Origin of the sequence: Rhodococcus sp. D-6, assembly GCF_040256695.1 — a bacterium.
Taxonomy (GTDB): Bacteria; Actinomycetota; Actinomycetes; order Mycobacteriales; family Mycobacteriaceae; genus Rhodococcus; species Rhodococcus pyridinivorans.
Map to the genome: position 1 here is coordinate 2,588,709 of NZ_CP132970.1, position 14,701 is coordinate 2,603,409.

The 14,701-nt window shown below is 63.9% G+C and carries 16 protein-coding genes; 5 read left to right on the plus strand and 11 right to left on the minus strand.

Annotated features, from left to right (window positions below; genetic code table 11):
- The first annotated feature begins 210 nt into the window (after positions 1-210).
- From RBB84_RS12225 to tcmP, 3 genes are read left to right on the plus strand one after another with little or no spacing between them, the layout of a single operon-like run.
- Complete coding sequence (locus RBB84_RS12225; RefSeq protein WP_350247570.1) at positions 211-1,410, plus strand: adenine-specific methyltransferase EcoRI family protein; 1,200 nt, start codon at positions 211-213, stop codon at positions 1,408-1,410.
- Positions 1,407-2,579: a DUF262 domain-containing protein gene (locus tag RBB84_RS12230; protein ID WP_102032133.1), complete on the plus strand. Its 1,173-nt coding sequence runs from the start codon at positions 1,407-1,409 to the stop codon at positions 2,577-2,579. The genes RBB84_RS12225 and RBB84_RS12230 overlap by 4 nt, the downstream gene beginning before the upstream one ends.
- A 20-nt stretch (positions 2,580-2,599) precedes the next feature.
- Positions 2,600-3,763, plus strand: a complete 1,164-nt coding sequence (gene tcmP / locus RBB84_RS12235; RefSeq protein WP_102032132.1) for a three-Cys-motif partner protein TcmP — start codon at positions 2,600-2,602, stop codon at positions 3,761-3,763.
- Here the strand turns inward: tcmP and RBB84_RS12240 are convergent.
- The 5 genes from RBB84_RS12240 to RBB84_RS12260 all read right to left on the minus strand — a co-directional run bounded on the left by RBB84_RS12240 (position 3,760) and on the right by RBB84_RS12260 (position 9,119).
- Positions 3,760-4,512, minus strand: a complete 753-nt coding sequence (locus tag RBB84_RS12240; RefSeq protein WP_102032131.1) for a phage Gp37/Gp68 family protein — start codon at positions 4,510-4,512, stop codon at positions 3,760-3,762. The two genes, tcmP and RBB84_RS12240, sit on opposite strands and share 4 nt — an antisense overlap.
- A 441-nt stretch (positions 4,513-4,953) precedes the next feature.
- A complete protein-coding gene (locus tag RBB84_RS12245; protein WP_301850936.1) occupies positions 4,954-5,598 on the minus strand; it encodes a Fic/DOC family protein in 645 nt (214 codons plus the stop codon).
- Positions 5,599-5,620: 22 nt separating this feature from the next.
- Positions 5,621-5,803 carry a hypothetical protein gene (locus RBB84_RS12250; RefSeq protein WP_301850933.1) on the minus strand — a complete coding sequence of 61 codons (183 nt, stop codon included), beginning with the start codon at positions 5,801-5,803 and terminating at the stop codon, positions 5,621-5,623.
- A gap of 378 nt (positions 5,804-6,181) precedes the next feature.
- Complete coding sequence (locus RBB84_RS12255; protein WP_350247663.1) at positions 6,182-8,233, minus strand: DUF262 domain-containing protein; 2,052 nt, start codon at positions 8,231-8,233, stop codon at positions 6,182-6,184.
- Positions 8,234-8,597: 364 nt separating this feature from the next.
- Positions 8,598-9,119 (minus strand): hypothetical protein, encoded by a 522-nt coding sequence (locus RBB84_RS12260; RefSeq protein ID WP_230824909.1) that lies wholly within the window; start codon positions 9,117-9,119, stop codon positions 8,598-8,600.
- 620 nt (positions 9,120-9,739) lie between these two features.
- Between RBB84_RS12260 and RBB84_RS12265 the strand changes: the two genes are divergently transcribed.
- Positions 9,740-9,868 carry a hypothetical protein gene (locus RBB84_RS12265; protein WP_350247573.1) on the plus strand — a complete coding sequence of 43 codons (129 nt, stop codon included), beginning with the start codon at positions 9,740-9,742 and terminating at the stop codon, positions 9,866-9,868.
- 59 nt (positions 9,869-9,927) lie between these two features.
- Positions 9,928-10,881, plus strand: a complete 954-nt coding sequence (locus tag RBB84_RS12270; protein WP_350247575.1) for a PASTA domain-containing protein — start codon at positions 9,928-9,930, stop codon at positions 10,879-10,881.
- A gap of 104 nt (positions 10,882-10,985) precedes the next feature.
- On the opposite strand, the gene RBB84_RS12275 is transcribed toward RBB84_RS12270, so the two are convergent.
- From RBB84_RS12275 to RBB84_RS12300, 6 genes are all read right to left on the minus strand, one after another.
- Positions 10,986-11,324 carry a hypothetical protein gene (locus RBB84_RS12275; protein WP_230824905.1) on the minus strand — a complete coding sequence of 113 codons (339 nt, stop codon included), beginning with the start codon at positions 11,322-11,324 and terminating at the stop codon, positions 10,986-10,988.
- A 180-nt stretch (positions 11,325-11,504) separates the two neighbouring features.
- Entirely contained in the window at positions 11,505-12,173 is a 669-nt protein-coding gene (locus RBB84_RS12280) for a DUF6308 family protein (RefSeq protein ID WP_350247576.1), read from the minus strand.
- Positions 12,170-12,523: a hypothetical protein gene (locus tag RBB84_RS12285; protein ID WP_350247577.1), complete on the minus strand. Its 354-nt coding sequence runs from the start codon at positions 12,521-12,523 to the stop codon at positions 12,170-12,172. The genes RBB84_RS12280 and RBB84_RS12285 overlap by 4 nt, the downstream gene beginning before the upstream one ends.
- Before the next feature lie 432 nt (positions 12,524-12,955).
- A complete protein-coding gene (locus tag RBB84_RS12290; RefSeq protein ID WP_350247578.1) occupies positions 12,956-13,498 on the minus strand; it encodes a hypothetical protein in 543 nt (180 codons plus the stop codon).
- On the minus strand, positions 13,495-13,845 hold the full coding sequence (locus RBB84_RS12295; protein WP_350247579.1) for a hypothetical protein: 351 nt from the start codon (positions 13,843-13,845) through the stop codon (positions 13,495-13,497). The genes RBB84_RS12290 and RBB84_RS12295 overlap by 4 nt, the downstream gene beginning before the upstream one ends.
- Positions 13,846-14,238: 393 nt before the next feature.
- Entirely contained in the window at positions 14,239-14,574 is a 336-nt protein-coding gene (locus RBB84_RS12300; protein ID WP_350247580.1) for a hypothetical protein, read from the minus strand.
- Positions 14,575-14,701 lie beyond the last annotated feature (127 nt).

Consider the following 14,701-nt stretch of genomic DNA (forward strand, 5'->3'; position numbering starts at 1 on the left):
ATCGAGGCTGGGACGCGCTGTGTCAGCATGCGCCCGACTGGGTGCATCTGCCATATCCTCCGCGGAGGCAACCCCATGCCGCCCGTTGCCCTCGCAGCGGTCCGAGCATCACAGTCGCGGCGCCGTCCCGGCGATGTCGTCGCGCTTCGATACGATGTCACGGATAAGCGCTCCGCCTCCCGGTGGTGCACCGGGTCACAAGGGGAGTACATGTCAACCGTCGCCAACCGCACCTCAAGCCTTAACGCGGCCAAGGCGGCGAAGAACGACGAATTCTACACCCAATGGGCTGACATCGAGCGTGAAATGAACGCCTACCTGGAGTACCATCCCGACGTCTTCAGGGACAAGGTCGTCCTGCTGCCATGCGACGACCCGGAGTGGAGCAACTTCGCGAAGTTCTTTGCTCTGCACTTCGTCGACTTCGGTCTGAAGAAGCTCATTTCGACCTCGTATGCGCCGGACAGCAACCCGGCCGTCTTCTCGTACGAGCCGACCCTCTTCGAACTCGACGACCCGAAGTTTGACGCGACGAAGACCCACGCCAACGGCAAGAAGTTCATCCTTGAGCGCAAGGACGTCAACAATGACGGCGTCATCAACATCGACGACCTGCAGTGGGAGTACCTGGAGGGCGACGGAGACTTCCGCAGTGCCGAGGTGACCGCTCTGCGCGACGAGGCTGACATCGTCATCACCAACCCGCCCTTCAGCCTCTTCCGCGCCTTCATTGGCTGGCTCGTCGAAGGCGGCAAGACCTTCTCGGTGATCGGCAACAGCAACGCCACCACGTACGTGGAGGTCTTCCCCCTGATCCAGCAGAACAAGCTCTGGAAGGGCGCGACGGCCAACAACACCGACATGGTCTTCGGCGTCCCTAAGGGCGCGTCGATCAAGGAGTCCGACCGTCTCAAGGCCGAACGGCTCGGCTACCCGTCGACAGACGAGCACGACTTCACGAGACTCGGCAACGCGTGCTGGTTCACCAACATCGACCACGGCCGCCGTCATGAGCCGTTGCAGCTGATGACGATGGACGACAACATCAAGTACTCCAAGCACAAGGACGTCCGCGGCGTCGGGTACCAGCGCTACTACAACTTCCCCGAGGCCATCGAGGTCCCGTGGGTCGACTCCATTCCCAGCGATTTCGACGGGGTGATGGGAGTGCCGATTACCTTCCTGGATAAGTACAACCCCGACCAGTTCGAGATCCTGGCCCACGGCGACGACATGGACGCGCTGCGCCAGCTCGGCGTGCAGACACTGGGGGCGGAGTTCGTCAAGACCTACTACGACCAAGGCGGCACCGGGGGCAATAGCGCCGGGCACCGCCGCCTGGGGTTGACCGAGCCGACCTATCACACGGCGTACAAGCGCATCCTCATCCGTCGGAAGGACGCCTCGTGAAGACCGAGCTCAAGCACTATGCCGTCGAGGAGGTCCTTGAGGGCTTTGTTTACAACGAGTATGAAGGCAAGGGCCTGTTCGGGCTCGACGGCAAGCTCGTCATCCAGCCGGAGTACCAGCGCCACTATATTTACGGTGATGGCAAGAAGGACGTGGCCGTCATCGACTCGCTGCTCAAGGGCTACCCCCTCGGCCTTATCTACTTCAACGTCGACGGTGCTAACGACAAGCTCGAGGTGCTCGACGGACAGCAGCGGATCACCAGCATCGGTCGCTTCGTCACCGGCAAGTTCGCCATCAAAGTCGGGGGCAGGGAGCAGACGTTCTCGTCGCTGCCGAAGGACCGGCAACGCATGATCATGGACACCCGGCTCGACATCTACGAATGCGCCGGCACTGAGGACGAGATCAAGGCCTGGTTCCAGACCATCAACATTGCTGGTGTCCCGCTGAACCGACAGGAGCTGCTCAACGCGATCTACTCGGGGCCCTTCATCACCAAGGCCAAGGCCGAGTACAGCAATTCGAACAACGCGCACATGCAGAAGTGGCAATCCTACATCAACGGCGACCCCAAGCGCCAGGAGATCCTCGCGGTCGTGCTGGACTGGGTGGCCTCATCGCAGGGCAAGACCATCGACTCCTACCTCGCACAGCACCGCCACGACGTCGACATCAACGAGCTCAAGGGCTACTTCAACTCTGTCATCGATTGGGTGGGCAGCGTCTTCACCCGTCCTCCGGACAAGGAGATGCGGGGACTGGAGTGGGGCCGGTTGTACGAGGAGCACCACGGCAAGTCGTACAGCACCGGGAAGATCGAGGAGCGGGTCAACGAGCTGCGGAGCGACCCGGCCGTGCGCAACGCGAAGGGCATCTACGAGTACCTCCTCGGTGGGGAGAAGCAACCGCAGCTGCTGGCGATCCGGCTGTTTGACGACAAGGACAAGCGCGTCGCCTACGAGCAGCAGACCCGGAAGGCCAAGGCCGGCGGCGTCTCCAACTGCCCGCTGTGCGCCGTCGGCGGCGACAACAACAAATCGCGGATCTACAAGCAGAACGAGATGGACGCCGACCATGTGACGGCCTGGTCCAAGGGCGGGTCCACTGACCTTTCCAACCTCACCATGCTCTGCCAAACGCATAATCGCGCCAAAGGCAACAAGTAGCTCGCGCAGGGAGTTGAGCGATGCCCACGGGAACGGATGCAGGGCTGCTGGACAGCCCCAGGCCACAATCGGTGTACAAGCACGGGATCCTGGAGCAGTACGTCATCAGGTTCGCCACCATGACGGCCAGCAAACTGAATCCGAAACGGTGCGTGCTCTTCGATGGCTTCGCCGGCCGCGGTCGGTTCGATACGGGCCAAGCGGGCTCGGCAGAGCACATGATGCTCGCGGCTCAGAAAGCGAAGACCTCTACTCAGATCGACCTGCTCCTCGTGGAGCGAGCCGCAAAGGACTACGAGTCCCTGGAAGCGGTGGCAGCCGAGTACCGCGCCCGTGGCATCCAAATCGTCAGCCACAACGACGACTGTGGGAATCACCTCGACGAGATGCTTCAGCTCTCGGCTGGAGCCAGCCTGTTCGTATTCCTCGATCCGTGTGGAGCGGCACTGCCCATGGACGCCATCAAGGATGTCCTCCGGAAACGTGGCGCATGGCCGCGAACCGAGGTCCTGCTCAACTTCAGTGCTGATCTCATCCGTCGAGCTGGAGGGCAGCTGAAGAAGGGCCAGCTTGATCTCGGCGGCGTGGCCCAGGCTGACAAGGTCTGCAGCGGTGACTGGTGGCGTGAGGTTGCTCTGCAGGCGTACGAGGCTGCGGGCGAGCTGAACTGGGAGTCGGCGGCGGAAGCCGTTGCCCACGAGTACGCGCGGCGGCTCGCTGCGGAGACGAAGTACGGTTCCGTGGTCGCGCCGGTCCGCAGGAAGGCACATCATCAGCCGGTTTACTACTTGGTCTTCCTCACCCAGGACCCGCACGGCTTCTGGGTGTTCGGCGTTGCCGCCGCCAAGGCGCGAGAGAAGTGGCTGGAGTCTCTGGGATCCGAACTGGCGTGCACCGACGACATGCTGCCCATGGAATGGGGCGACCCCGTTGCCGAGCAGATCAAGCGGGAGCATGCCGCAGCGATCGAGCAGATCACCGTCAACCTCCGGACACTGGTCGCTGACGGTCAGCCGAAGCCTGTGGTCAGGCACGTCATCGAAGTCTTCGGCGACCTATATGGCGAGGCCAAGGAGACAGCATTCACCGGGGCCTTGCGAGCGCTCGTGAAGTCAGGCGAAGTCGAGTTCGCGACCAAGGGCACGAAACCCCACCAACATGTGATCCGTAAGGGCACGAGCTAGGCGAGGGTCGCGGCCAGCTCGGGCATGTCGTCCCAAGTACGGCCGTCGAGCTCACGGCCGTTGGATTTTGGTGTCCGCCCGCCCCACTGCTTGAAGAAGAACGCCACGTCTGCCCGGACGCACTGGTCACGGAGGTCTTCGACCCACGCCGGGTCCATCGGGCGCGCCCGTGGTCCGGACTCGCCGCCAGCGATGACCCAGTCGATTCCCACCAGGTTGAGGTCAGGCAGCGCCGTGAGCAGCGGCTCGCACGACAGGAACCGAGTCGCGGCCGGGACGGCACGCAGGTGCTCGATCCGGTCGACCACGTCGAATGACTCGACCGAGACGCCCATCCACAGGTTCTCGGGCCAGTCGAGCTTCTCCGCGAGTCTCGCGGTCCGGTGGGCGCGCTTGGTGAGCACTTGATAAGTGTGCTGCGGGGTCTCGCGGATCACGTCGAAGACGTCGCGGATGAAGCCGAGCGGGACCTTCGCGTGAAAGAGGTCGCTCATCGAGTTCACAAAGACGACCTTGGGCGAGCGCCACCTGTACGGCTGTGCCAGCGACCGAGGGTGAATCGTCACACCGAAGCCGGGTCCTGACGTCCGAGGATCACCGTCATTCTGGTACTTCTCAGCACCCATCGCCTTGAGTCGCTTGGCCAGCGCGAGCGCGTAGCAGTTGTCGCAGCCAGAGGCGACCCGGTCGCACCCGGTGACGGGGTTCCAGGTGACCTCTGTCCATTCGATCGCGCTGTTCGTGGCCATACCATCACCTTCTCGCACTCGCAGCGTAATCTCCATGACCGGTACGAGCGCACTCACTACTCTAGACACACCGGTTACGTCCCAGATCGTAGATGGTGAGCAATCCGAAGCCGATCGCCCCGATCAGCCACGCCGCGCCACGGCTGGCGTGCCAGTCGCCGCTAGCCCCATCCCCTGCCCGGCATCGTCCCGCAGTACGACAGCAGGTCGCAGGGGACGGCGTAGAGGGGAACGACGTCGGCGGTGATGGCGCTCATGGACCCACTTTCCCATCGGCCACCGACAAGCAAGATGCCTCGTCTGCGAGAGGACAGGACCGCGTCAGGTGTATACGAGCAGGCCTGCGTGACTAACGAAGCACCCTGCAGCAATACCCGATACAGGTTGGTAGGCGACGCGTGCGAGCGTGCCGAAGTACACCATCCTGCAGATGAAAACCAATTAAAAGTTATAGGCGGGGCAGTCATCCAGGATTCTCGTGAACATGGCGACGAGGCCACTCAAATCAGAATTGGCTCTGGCCGTATGACAAGCCTGGTAGAGCGCCTCAGAGGCCGTGAGACTCCAATCCAACCCGAGAGATTGTTCGGCAAGCAGCTGATCGAAGAACTCGCGGGTAGTTCTGCCATTTCCCTCACGGAACGGATGAGCATAGTTGACATAGTCGTATAGGTAAGCGATTTTTTTCGGGAGTTTATCTCTAGGAACTGTGCGTAGCTGCTTCGAGTCTGCAATCTCTATGGCGACATGCTGCATCGCCTGTTGGATATTTGCGGGTGGACAGAAAGACTTTCCCCACTTCTCCATGCCGACGGTCCGGAGGGATCCAGCCCATTCGTATACATCCTGAAAAAGATGTCGGTGGATGGCCGACAGATGGGACAGGTCGTAAGAGCGAGGAGTCACCAGCCCGGGCTCTTCACGCAATTCGAGTAACCGTACCTCGCTGAGGTCGGTCTCGGCATCGTGCAGTTGCTGGAATGTAGAAGCCCCGACCCGGTTTCTCAGAACGTGAGTGCCTGGAATGAAATAACCGTCCCAGTCGCGCTCGTGGTCGCCAGTGTTCCAAGGAGCTGTGGGTGCCACCGATCGAATGCCGCCTGTACCTTCACACCAAGTTATATCGCTGACGCACTCGCTCAGAGAGTGAGTTCACATCGATCTCTCCACGTGCGTAAGCAAGTTGGTCGGCACGGGTTGCATCGGTGCTGCGAGCTCCCTCGAGCTCGGTGTTGCGCCGAATCGCGCGTATGCGCCGTACGCGTTGCGCCACCGCCTCTGCGTTCGTCATCGACCCACCTTCTACACATGAACCAGGACTGTCAATTCTACATGCAAAGCGGCAGGTGAGACGTAGGAACGTGTGATCGAAAGGTTACGTATGCTTATGCCCCACGCTGTGATGAACGACCTGTGTGGCCCTTCGGCTTGTCCAGTTTGAGCGCACCGCGGAGCGTTAGACCCGTGGGGTCGCGGGGCGTCTCGGGGGCTGACATAAGAGTCCGCTATCGGGCTGGCGGCTTCCCCTGGTGTCGACGTAGAGAGTACGACGGTCTGACTCGTAGGCCCCGAGGGGGCAGGAAGCGGTGAGCTGCGCGCAGTCCATATTCCGATTCGCCCGGCGCCCTGCACCTTGCGCTGCGCTTGCCTTCTTCGCGGCGCCAAGCAGTCACCCCGTCTTCCGGGCTCCTCGGCGACCACCTGAGATCACACCGACAACGCCGGGGACGGTGGTGCGCCGACCATTTCCGGGAAATAGCCGTGCACTGATCGCGCCAGCGGAGGGCAAATCGTTGACCGGGTACTGCGGCGACGGTGTCTTTCTGATCTCGCCGATGGTCAGGAAGTCACCGACGTCGAGGTCAGCGAAGGCGTGGATGATGTGTTGTCCGATATCGCGCCGTATCGATGCCACGGCGGTAGGCGTCGCATCCCGTCGATGGGGAACAGTCGAAGCACGATCGCGATCGGGGCGCAGGTCTCGTGCGGCGTCTGTGATGAGCGGAGACGGGTCTGTCACTCCTGCTGGGCGGGGCCACATGGTGGTGGCAGCGCGAGCGAGCATCTCGGAGCGACGTTCGATCGAGGCGGTTGTCCAGTCGGTGGGTAGAGATCGATTGAGCGTCAGCGCCGAGTGGGCGAGCAGATGCTCGCGCTTTGTGCTCCAGGCCGAATTCGACAGACTGGAGTTGAGCTTGCCGGTGATCAGCGTGAGGTTGCCGATCGTGTCGAGCAATGCGGCGCGGCGCTCTTCTTCGGCCTCGGCGGCTATCGGATCCGCCGGCAGCTTCCAGTGCTGCTGCCAGCTGCGGGGCATCAGGTGTTCGACCGACAGTTTCGAACTCGGCGGTATCGGCTCGGTCCGATCGGTCGTCAGGTGCTGTTCGAACGCCAACAGTAAGCGCTGCAACCGATCTCGTTTGAACAACCGGTACAGCGGCAGGCCTCGTAGGGACTCGTGCAGGTCACTGTCGCTCGGCCACAGTCCCGATTCCGAATCCTGGGATACCAGGAACTGTTCGATCACGTCGTCGGCGGATCGGTCCGAGGTGGACAGGCGGCGCAGGAGCTCGAGGAACAGGCGGTTGTAGTTCTTGGAGGTGAGCCGACAGATCGCGCGACGGATCACGTAGGCCTCGAGCAGTTCGAGGGCGCGTTGCCGGGCGACGCCGTCGGTGTGGGCGAACAACCACAACAGGATCGGAGTGATGGTCTGGGTGTCGGCGATCTCGAAGCGGGTGAGGATTCGTCGTTCGGTGTTGGTGCCGATGTTTCCGCTGTCGAGTTCGTCGTAGATCTGCGCGTGCCGGGCCAACTCGATCAGAAAGTCCTGGGCGCGGTCGGCATCGGAACCGAAGTAGGTACGTGCGGCGGTGAACAGCTGATGCGATTGGACTTCGCGGTGCAGCAGCACGGTGAGGAAGAACCCCACGTAGATGTCCAGCCGGGGACGTCGCAGGCGACCGAGACGCACATCGGTCTGCCATTGCGGCATCTCCAGCGGTTCCCAGTACTTCTCGTACAGCTTGTCCACCGGCCGACCGCTGTCCTGCAGGGTGCGGAACAGGGCGTTCTTGATCAGGTCGGAGGCACGAAGTGCTGTTCCGCGGGCGTTGAGGGTTTCGAAGATCACTTGGGCGTTGTCGTCGATGCCGAGGTCGATCACCACCACTTCGAGGTGTTCGAGCAGCACTTCGGCCACGCCGTCGAGGACGGTCTCGGTGTCGTCGTCATCACCGCGCGCGAGGAAGGCATCGATCTGTTCGCGGAAGAAGACGTAGGCGGCGGCGATGCGGGGTAGGGCCGGATCGTGGGTGCTGTCGCGATAGTTGCCGCGCATGACCTCGGTGTAGGTGCTGCGATCGCGGTTGGTTGGCCACAGTTTGAATTCTTCATCGGGACCGTCGACGAAGTCCGCGTCGTTCTCGAGGGTCTTGGTCAGCCGGTTGAGCCAACGGGTCTTGACGCCGAGGGCAAGGTAGGTGTCGCGAAGTGCAGCGATGAGGATTTGCAGGGTGGTCAGCCGCTGCTGTCCGTCGATGACCTCACGAACTTCCAGGCTGCCCAGGGCGCCGCGTTTTTGTTCGAGCACGATGGCACCGAGGAAGTGCGGGGCGATCTCGTCTTCTTCGCGGCGGTCGAAGGTGTCGACGACGTCTTCCCACAGTGGGGCCCACTGCTCGTCTTCGTCCCATACGTAGGGACGTTGGAACAGGGGCACGACCAAGCGCACATCGTTGCGGAACACTGTCTTCAATCGCCGCGGATGCGCCTCCACCGAACTTCCCTCCTGTGCACCATCTTTTCGTCCCTGTCATGATCACATGTCGACGCACCCAGCCGTCGGAGCGCAGGGTGGGGCACCGTGGACGCGGAATCCGGCAGCCCTCCCGCTTATCTACGGGGACGGCGACGACGACGTTGTGCGTTGGGCGTGACAAGCACACGACTCGCTGGATCACCGCGGCCGATCCCGGTTGCGTATGATCGCGGCCTCTGGCATCGTGTATGACGCCCAGGGCAGTAGCTCTGGTGAAGTGAACCCGGCAGCCTTCCGGACGGTTGGTGAGCCGGGTTTCGCGTTTCTACCGCACCGTCACGGTCTTGGTGATCAACGGGCGGACCCGATCGGGCCACTCACCGCCTTTGGCCAGGCACCACGCGACCGCATCAGGGATCCACAGCATCGGTTCCTGCTTGGCCCGAAGGTGGCGATAGGTCAGCTGCTCGCGGATCCCGTGCTTGCCGGCCGCTTCGAACAGGACCCGCCGGTCGGACTTGACGGTCGAATCGTCCTGCTCGAGAACCAGCCGAGAGACTGGCAGCTCGGCGAGGTCTTCCACCAAGGTCTCCAGGCAGCGCGGACGTCCGAGCTTGGGTGTGAGCCCGGCAGCGTGATAGACGCGTACCTGCACATCCAAGGTCACCAACGCCGAGCAGATCGCACGTCGCCGCGAATCCCGTTCGGACTTGAAGTGAATCCGCTCCTGACCTTTCATCCGCAACCCCGCCAGGGTCCGGCGGGCGTGCTTGAGCGCCGACGGGTCCGCGACCGCAGCGACAACCATGATGCCGCGGACGGTGTTCTCGTCGATGAAGGCCTGCACGGGTATCGAGCCTAGAGAGGACGCAACCGTGCCCGGACAGAAGGTCGGCCCCGCCGTCGACTCGGGTTCATTGGTCCAGGAATGCCCGAGCGCTGCCTGCTCTCTACCCGCACCCCACCGAATGAGGCATGACGAGATTCGGAGCACCGAGGAAACCCGTGCACGCGTCGGGATGTACCCACGGGCCTAATCTGCCAACGTCGACCGAGCCCAAATGCGCCTGCAGGCACCGTTGCCCACCGGGTCGTTGCTGTGGGCAGAAGCCAGGGAGCGTTGTGCGGTGGTCAGCGAGCCTCACAGTCACGACAGCGGACTACTGCCGGTCGCTCCAGGACTGCCCCGGCGTTGGTGCCGAGCTGTTCACCGTTGCCGAGCCGTTCCCACGCCCGAGGTACGTCACGGATCTCACCCCACTCGGACAGATCACTCTCGTCGTTGTGCGGACAGCCGGGTAGATGCGCAGTTCGGCTGGGACTGACCAGAATCCGCGAAGGATCGACTGCGGTCTTTCTGCCCGCGACCACGCGGGTGTGTTCGCACTGGCCGACCACCAGGTCGCATCGGGGGCATCGTTGATCACTCACATCCGGGACATCGAACCGACCGATGGAGACGTTTCGGTGTCGGCCGTGTCCGGGTCGTACCTGATGCCCACGATCGCATGCGCGCAGATGGTGAACACCCAGCTTCTCGAGCTTCTCACGTGGGCGTGTGCCGCCGACCTCACCGGAACCGCCCCGGTCCTGTAACGGGCCGGTGCGACGGGACCGACAGAGCAGACAGAAAACTCCCAGAGAACGGATCACCGATGACCCAGCTCTCCTATGCTCGCCGACTCGCTGTGGTGGTGATCCTGGCTCTGCTCGGTCTTGTGCTGACCGGCTGCGATCCGCAGGACGAGACGGACACGGCCACCGGCGACGTGATCGTCGACGTGCAGGGCATGACCCTCGGCGATGCCAAGGATGCTCTGGAACCGATCGGACTCGAGGTTGAGACGAGTGACATCACCGGCGAGGACCGGTCGGTGTTCATCGAACAGAACTGGATCGTGGCCTTGCAGGATCCTGCCGCCGGTGAACCGGTCGGCGACCACACCACCATTACCTTGACCATCGGCAAGGAAGGCGAAACGGCGCCGGCCCCCACGCCCGGTGTGGAACCGTCGACGGTGGTGGTCCCCGAGGTGCTCGGCATGGCACTTCCCGACGCGAAGAACCGGATCGAAGATGCGGGTCTGGATGTCGAGGTGCACGACGACACCGGGGAGGATCGTTCGGTGCTGTGGGAGAGCAACTGGTCGGTCACCAGCCAGAGCCTGGCTGCCGGTGAGCACGCTCAGCCCGGGCAGGTCATCACGTTGGGGGTGCTCAAGGACGGAGAACACACGAGCAGCACCGACGAGGACGTCTCTGCTGCTCCGTCGCCTCCGGCTCCCCCCTCGGAGATCGAGGAACAGATCGCTCGGATGGACCCCGAAACCCAGACCATGATCAACGACGCCACCTATCTCGGCACTCTCGAACTGGGCGGGATCGACTACGGAGACGAGGGCACCGCGATAGCGGCAGCGCACACTCTCTGCGGTGATCTGCAGGCCGGCACGGATCCTTTCGCGATCCGGTACGCGATGATCAAAAGCAGCATGGACCGCGGTGTTGCGGTCAGCGGCGACGAAGCACAGTGGATCCTCGAAGCTGCGGCGGTGGCGTACTGCCCCGACTACGTCGATGCGGTCGTCAACAGCGGGACTCCCCGATGACAGGCTCCCTGGTCGCATTATTCGAGCAGTGGCCTTCGCCGCCGTTACCGCAGTCGCTCTGCCCTTGGAGGGCATGCGCCGCTGTTGCGGCCGGTTCCTCAGGGTTACTCCAGTGCCATCTCCGGACAATAGACGTCGATGATCGCCTCGAGCGTCGTACCGGGAAAGGCGAGGTTGCCGTGCACGATCATGACCTCGATCGCCTCGGCAGGGGTCGCACCGTCGCGGAGGGCGCTGCAGGTCGCCGACGCGATCTCGTGAAGTAAGGCCGGATCGACGTTCTGGTACTCGGCGCCGATGCCCGCCTCGTCGAGTTTGCGCAGCAAGGAGCCCACCTCGGCCGTGCCCGTCCCCTCATCCGGCTCGTCCGGTTCCGAGGCTGAACACGCCACCAGTGTGAGGACCAGGCATCCGGCGCCGATGATCCTTCGTACCGTCGCCATAGTCGAAATCCTCCCCTGGATAGGACACCATCAGCCGTCGACGCTCCTCGGTGTCCGGACCGATAGCACGCGCGCCGGAACCGGTGATTGCGTCCAGTCTGCCGCGTGAGCAGCCCACTCGAACGCAATGTGTCGATTTGACGCTGTCCGTTCGAAAGATCGGTTGATGCGGTGCCGGGTTCAGGTGATAGCCCAGGTCAGCAGGTCGAGTAGACGCACATCGGTCAGGGTGGCGATCCGGCGGACCTGCTCGCTCTCGGACTGCGCCAAACAGCGGCGGAACAGCGGGAGGGCACCGCTGTCGAGGTTGGTGCACACGTCGTCGCGGATGGCCGCCCAGAACATCGCACGCTTGGCGCGGTGGGGGTAGCGGGCCGCGGCGGCACGCGCATGATGCCGGTAGAACGCCATGACTTTCGAGTCGAGGATGGGGAACAATCCGGGGCGTTTGAGGTGGAGCACCTTGCTGATCTTGGCGACCCCCACCTGCCGGGGCGCGGCGGTGCGGAAATGGTCGTAGAGAGCTTCGGCACGGTCGTAGAGTTCGCCGCTGATGTTCGGGTCGGCGTCGACCAGTTGTGCGCCGATCGGCACCGCCGCCCACGGGGCGTCGACGGCGGTGCGGATGAACCAGTCGCGTTGGGCGTGGCTGATGCGGGATCGTACTTTGTGGGTGCGGGCGATCTCGTCGGCGGTGATCGCCGCGGCGGGTCCGGGTCCGGGCAGGTCGTAGCGGGCCACGGTCACTGCCGGATAGCCGTAGGCCTTGGCGACCGCGGTGTCGATGTCGATGCTGCGGCCGGCGATCACCAACACCGTGGCCGCGGCCTCGCCGCCGGTGTGGTTCATGGCTTCTGCTGCCCGGCCGCGCCCGGGTCGGTGTCGTCGTTGCTACTTCCCGGATCGGTGCGTGGAGTCGCAGCGGACGTGTCTGCGGTCGTCGCAGTAGAAATTTCCGTCGGGTCCGGCCGGCTCGAGGTGCGGATGGCGCGAGCGAGTGCTCGCAGGTCTTGGAGCGATCGGATTCCGTCCGGAACGATGTCATCACCGGGTGGCCGTCCACCTCGATAGCAGGCGCGGAAATCCTCGGTGCCGGTCTCGCTCATCGCGTCGTTGAGGTCTTGCGCTGCGGCGATGTACTCGGCGCGATCCTGTTCGGTGAGCGAGCCGAGGTAGCTGTCCAATGTCTCGATCTGCACCTGGGCGTGGGTGTGCGCTGCCGCATCGGCCTTCGTCTGCGTAGGTGTGCCGCTCCGGTGCGATTCGGTGGTCGGCGCGTCAACTGTGGTCGATCGTGTGCGGAATCAGCCCGCGTAGTGCGGTGAACATCGTTCCCCTCGGTGCGTTTTCGTTGGCTTCTCATCATGCACGCCACCTGACAACTCGACCACGCACCGGATCGGACGGGATGCGATCACACTGCCCCGGGCGCAGGTAGGTAGACGAACCGAGGCCGTCTACGACGTCGCGGCCCTGGTCGACGATGAGTGCGTGCCTGACCGCAGAACCCATCCCCGCCGCAAGGGGTACGGCGGGGATGACCGGATCGAAGTATGCCAGGTCGACCCCGTCGGACCTGGAGGTCCGCAGCTGCGGCAGCCGGGCGGTACAGGGACCCCGGCTGGGGGGGTTCACGGGCCGGGCGGGGGCGTGCGCAGGTCCTGGAGTTCGGCGCGCAGTTCGGCAACACGTTCGCGGGCGGCTTCGGCTTGCGCGTGTGCGGCGGCGGCGTCGGCGCGGGCGGTTTCGGCGCGGTCGCGTTCGGCTGCCGCCGCGGTGCGGGCGGCGGTGAGTTCGGCGTCGAGGCGCCGGGTGTGTTCGGCTGCGGTGGCCGCCGCGGCGTCTTTCTCGGCGATCGCTCGGGTCAGCCGCTCGCGGTGCTCGTCGAGTTGCCCGGTGAGCGCGGCGATTCGGTGCTCGAGGCCGGCGATCTGCTCTCGGTGGGTCGAGGCGGCCTGATCGAGCTGCTGTTGCCAGCGGTCGTGGGCTGCGGCGTGGTCGGCCCGGGCTGCGGTGAGCTGGGCGATGTGGTTCTTGACAGCTTCTTCGCCATGTGAGGCGAAGATTTCGCAGAGAGCCTGAGTGCGGCTTTCCTTGTCGGGCATGGTGTTCCCCTCGCGGACATCGTCGGTCGTGCTCGGTCCGTGCTGGTTCGTGGCGGTCGGTGCCGTCACTGCCCGACGGTGCGCTTCTTGCGGCGCCGGACCTTCTCGACGTCGGGGAAGGGCTGACCGTTGTTGTAGGTGTGCTCGAGTCGGTGGGTGTAGTCGGCGATGGCTGCCTCGATGAAGGAGTTGAGCGAGCCGTGAGCGCCGGGATAGACACCGCGCAGGCGCTTTTGCGCGTTGGTGGCGGCGTCGATGACCGTTTCGGCAAGGGTGAAGGTGCGACGACTCACGGTGGGCGGCAGGGCGTGGGCGGGTGCGGCCGACGTCGGCGTGGAGTCCGCGTCAGTGCGCGGGCCGGGGAGGTTTTCGTCGTCCACATCCGCCCCGCTGAACATGCCGTCGATCTCCGTCACAGACTCTCGTCTCTTTCGTCGTAGATGGTGTTGTGGTGAGCGCCGCCGATCATGACGGTTCGGTACGACCGGCGTCGGCGCTGGTGTCCACGGTGGCTCTGGTGCGGAGATTTTATAGGCGAGGTGGTCTCACAGAGCGTCGTCGCCGAAGGGTGGCGGCGATCGCGACAGGGCGCGGTCGCCGTCGGGACTGGGACTGCTGCTCACGGAGCGTTTCCGTCCGTGCGGCGGTGCTGTGCGGCCCGAAGGGCGCGCACGAGTGCGGCTGCGGTGATGGCAACACAGGTAGGTTGCCATTCGATCCAGTTATTCCCGATAATTTTGTATTCCGTTCTATGCGGTATTTTGCCTGTCGGTCGAGTTCTGGACCGGTGGTGTGGCCGGCACGTGTCGTCACTCGCCGAGGCGGGTGTCTTCTCTGGTCTCGGTGTCGAGGCGGCTGAGGATGCTGTCGTCGACTGCGGCGGCGAGGGCGGCGGTGTATTCGTACTCGTCGATGCGGTCGAGGGCGCCGGAGATGTGTTCGGCGGGGGCGGTGATGCCGATGCAGGGGCGGGCGTCGATCAGCAGGTTCAGGAAGGGAGCGGGGTCGTGGTGGGCGGTGGCGCGGATGAGTCGGCGTAGTGCTGCGGCACCGGCGATGACGGCGTCGACTTCGGTGGCAGCCGTGCCGGTGGTGGCGACGGTGTGGTCGAGGTGCGGATCGCAGGTGACGGTCCAGGTGTGCATGTCGTGGTCTCTCCTGACCGGAAGGGGGACGGGGAAGTGATAGTGCTTGAGGTCAGTGTGTCCGGTTCCGGCGAGCGGATCGGGGCGCAGACGGGCAGGTGGCCCGGTTCTGTGGAGAACCGGGCCA

What these genes read in the sequence shown, in the direction of transcription:
- RBB84_RS12250 (WP_301850933.1), bottom strand. Translation starts at nt 5,803, where the DNA reads ATGACGAACGCAGAGGCGGTGGCGCAACGCGTACGGCGCATACGCGCG.
- RBB84_RS12300 (WP_350247580.1), bottom strand. Translation starts at nt 14,574, where the DNA reads ATGCACACCTGGACCGTCACCTGCGATCCGCACCTCGACCACACCGTC.
- RBB84_RS12225 (WP_350247570.1), top strand. Translation starts at nt 211, where the DNA reads ATGTCAACCGTCGCCAACCGCACCTCAAGCCTTAACGCGGCCAAGGCG.
- RBB84_RS12275 (WP_230824905.1), bottom strand. Translation starts at nt 11,324, where the DNA reads ATGGCGACGGTACGAAGGATCATCGGCGCCGGATGCCTGGTCCTCACA.
- RBB84_RS12270 (WP_350247575.1), top strand. Translation starts at nt 9,928, where the DNA reads ATGACCCAGCTCTCCTATGCTCGCCGACTCGCTGTGGTGGTGATCCTG.
- RBB84_RS12280 (WP_350247576.1), bottom strand. Translation starts at nt 12,173, where the DNA reads ATGAACCACACCGGCGGCGAGGCCGCGGCCACGGTGTTGGTGATCGCC.
- RBB84_RS12240 (WP_102032131.1), bottom strand. Translation starts at nt 4,512, where the DNA reads ATGGCCACGAACAGCGCGATCGAATGGACAGAGGTCACCTGGAACCCC.
- tcmP (WP_102032132.1), top strand. Translation starts at nt 2,600, where the DNA reads ATGCCCACGGGAACGGATGCAGGGCTGCTGGACAGCCCCAGGCCACAA.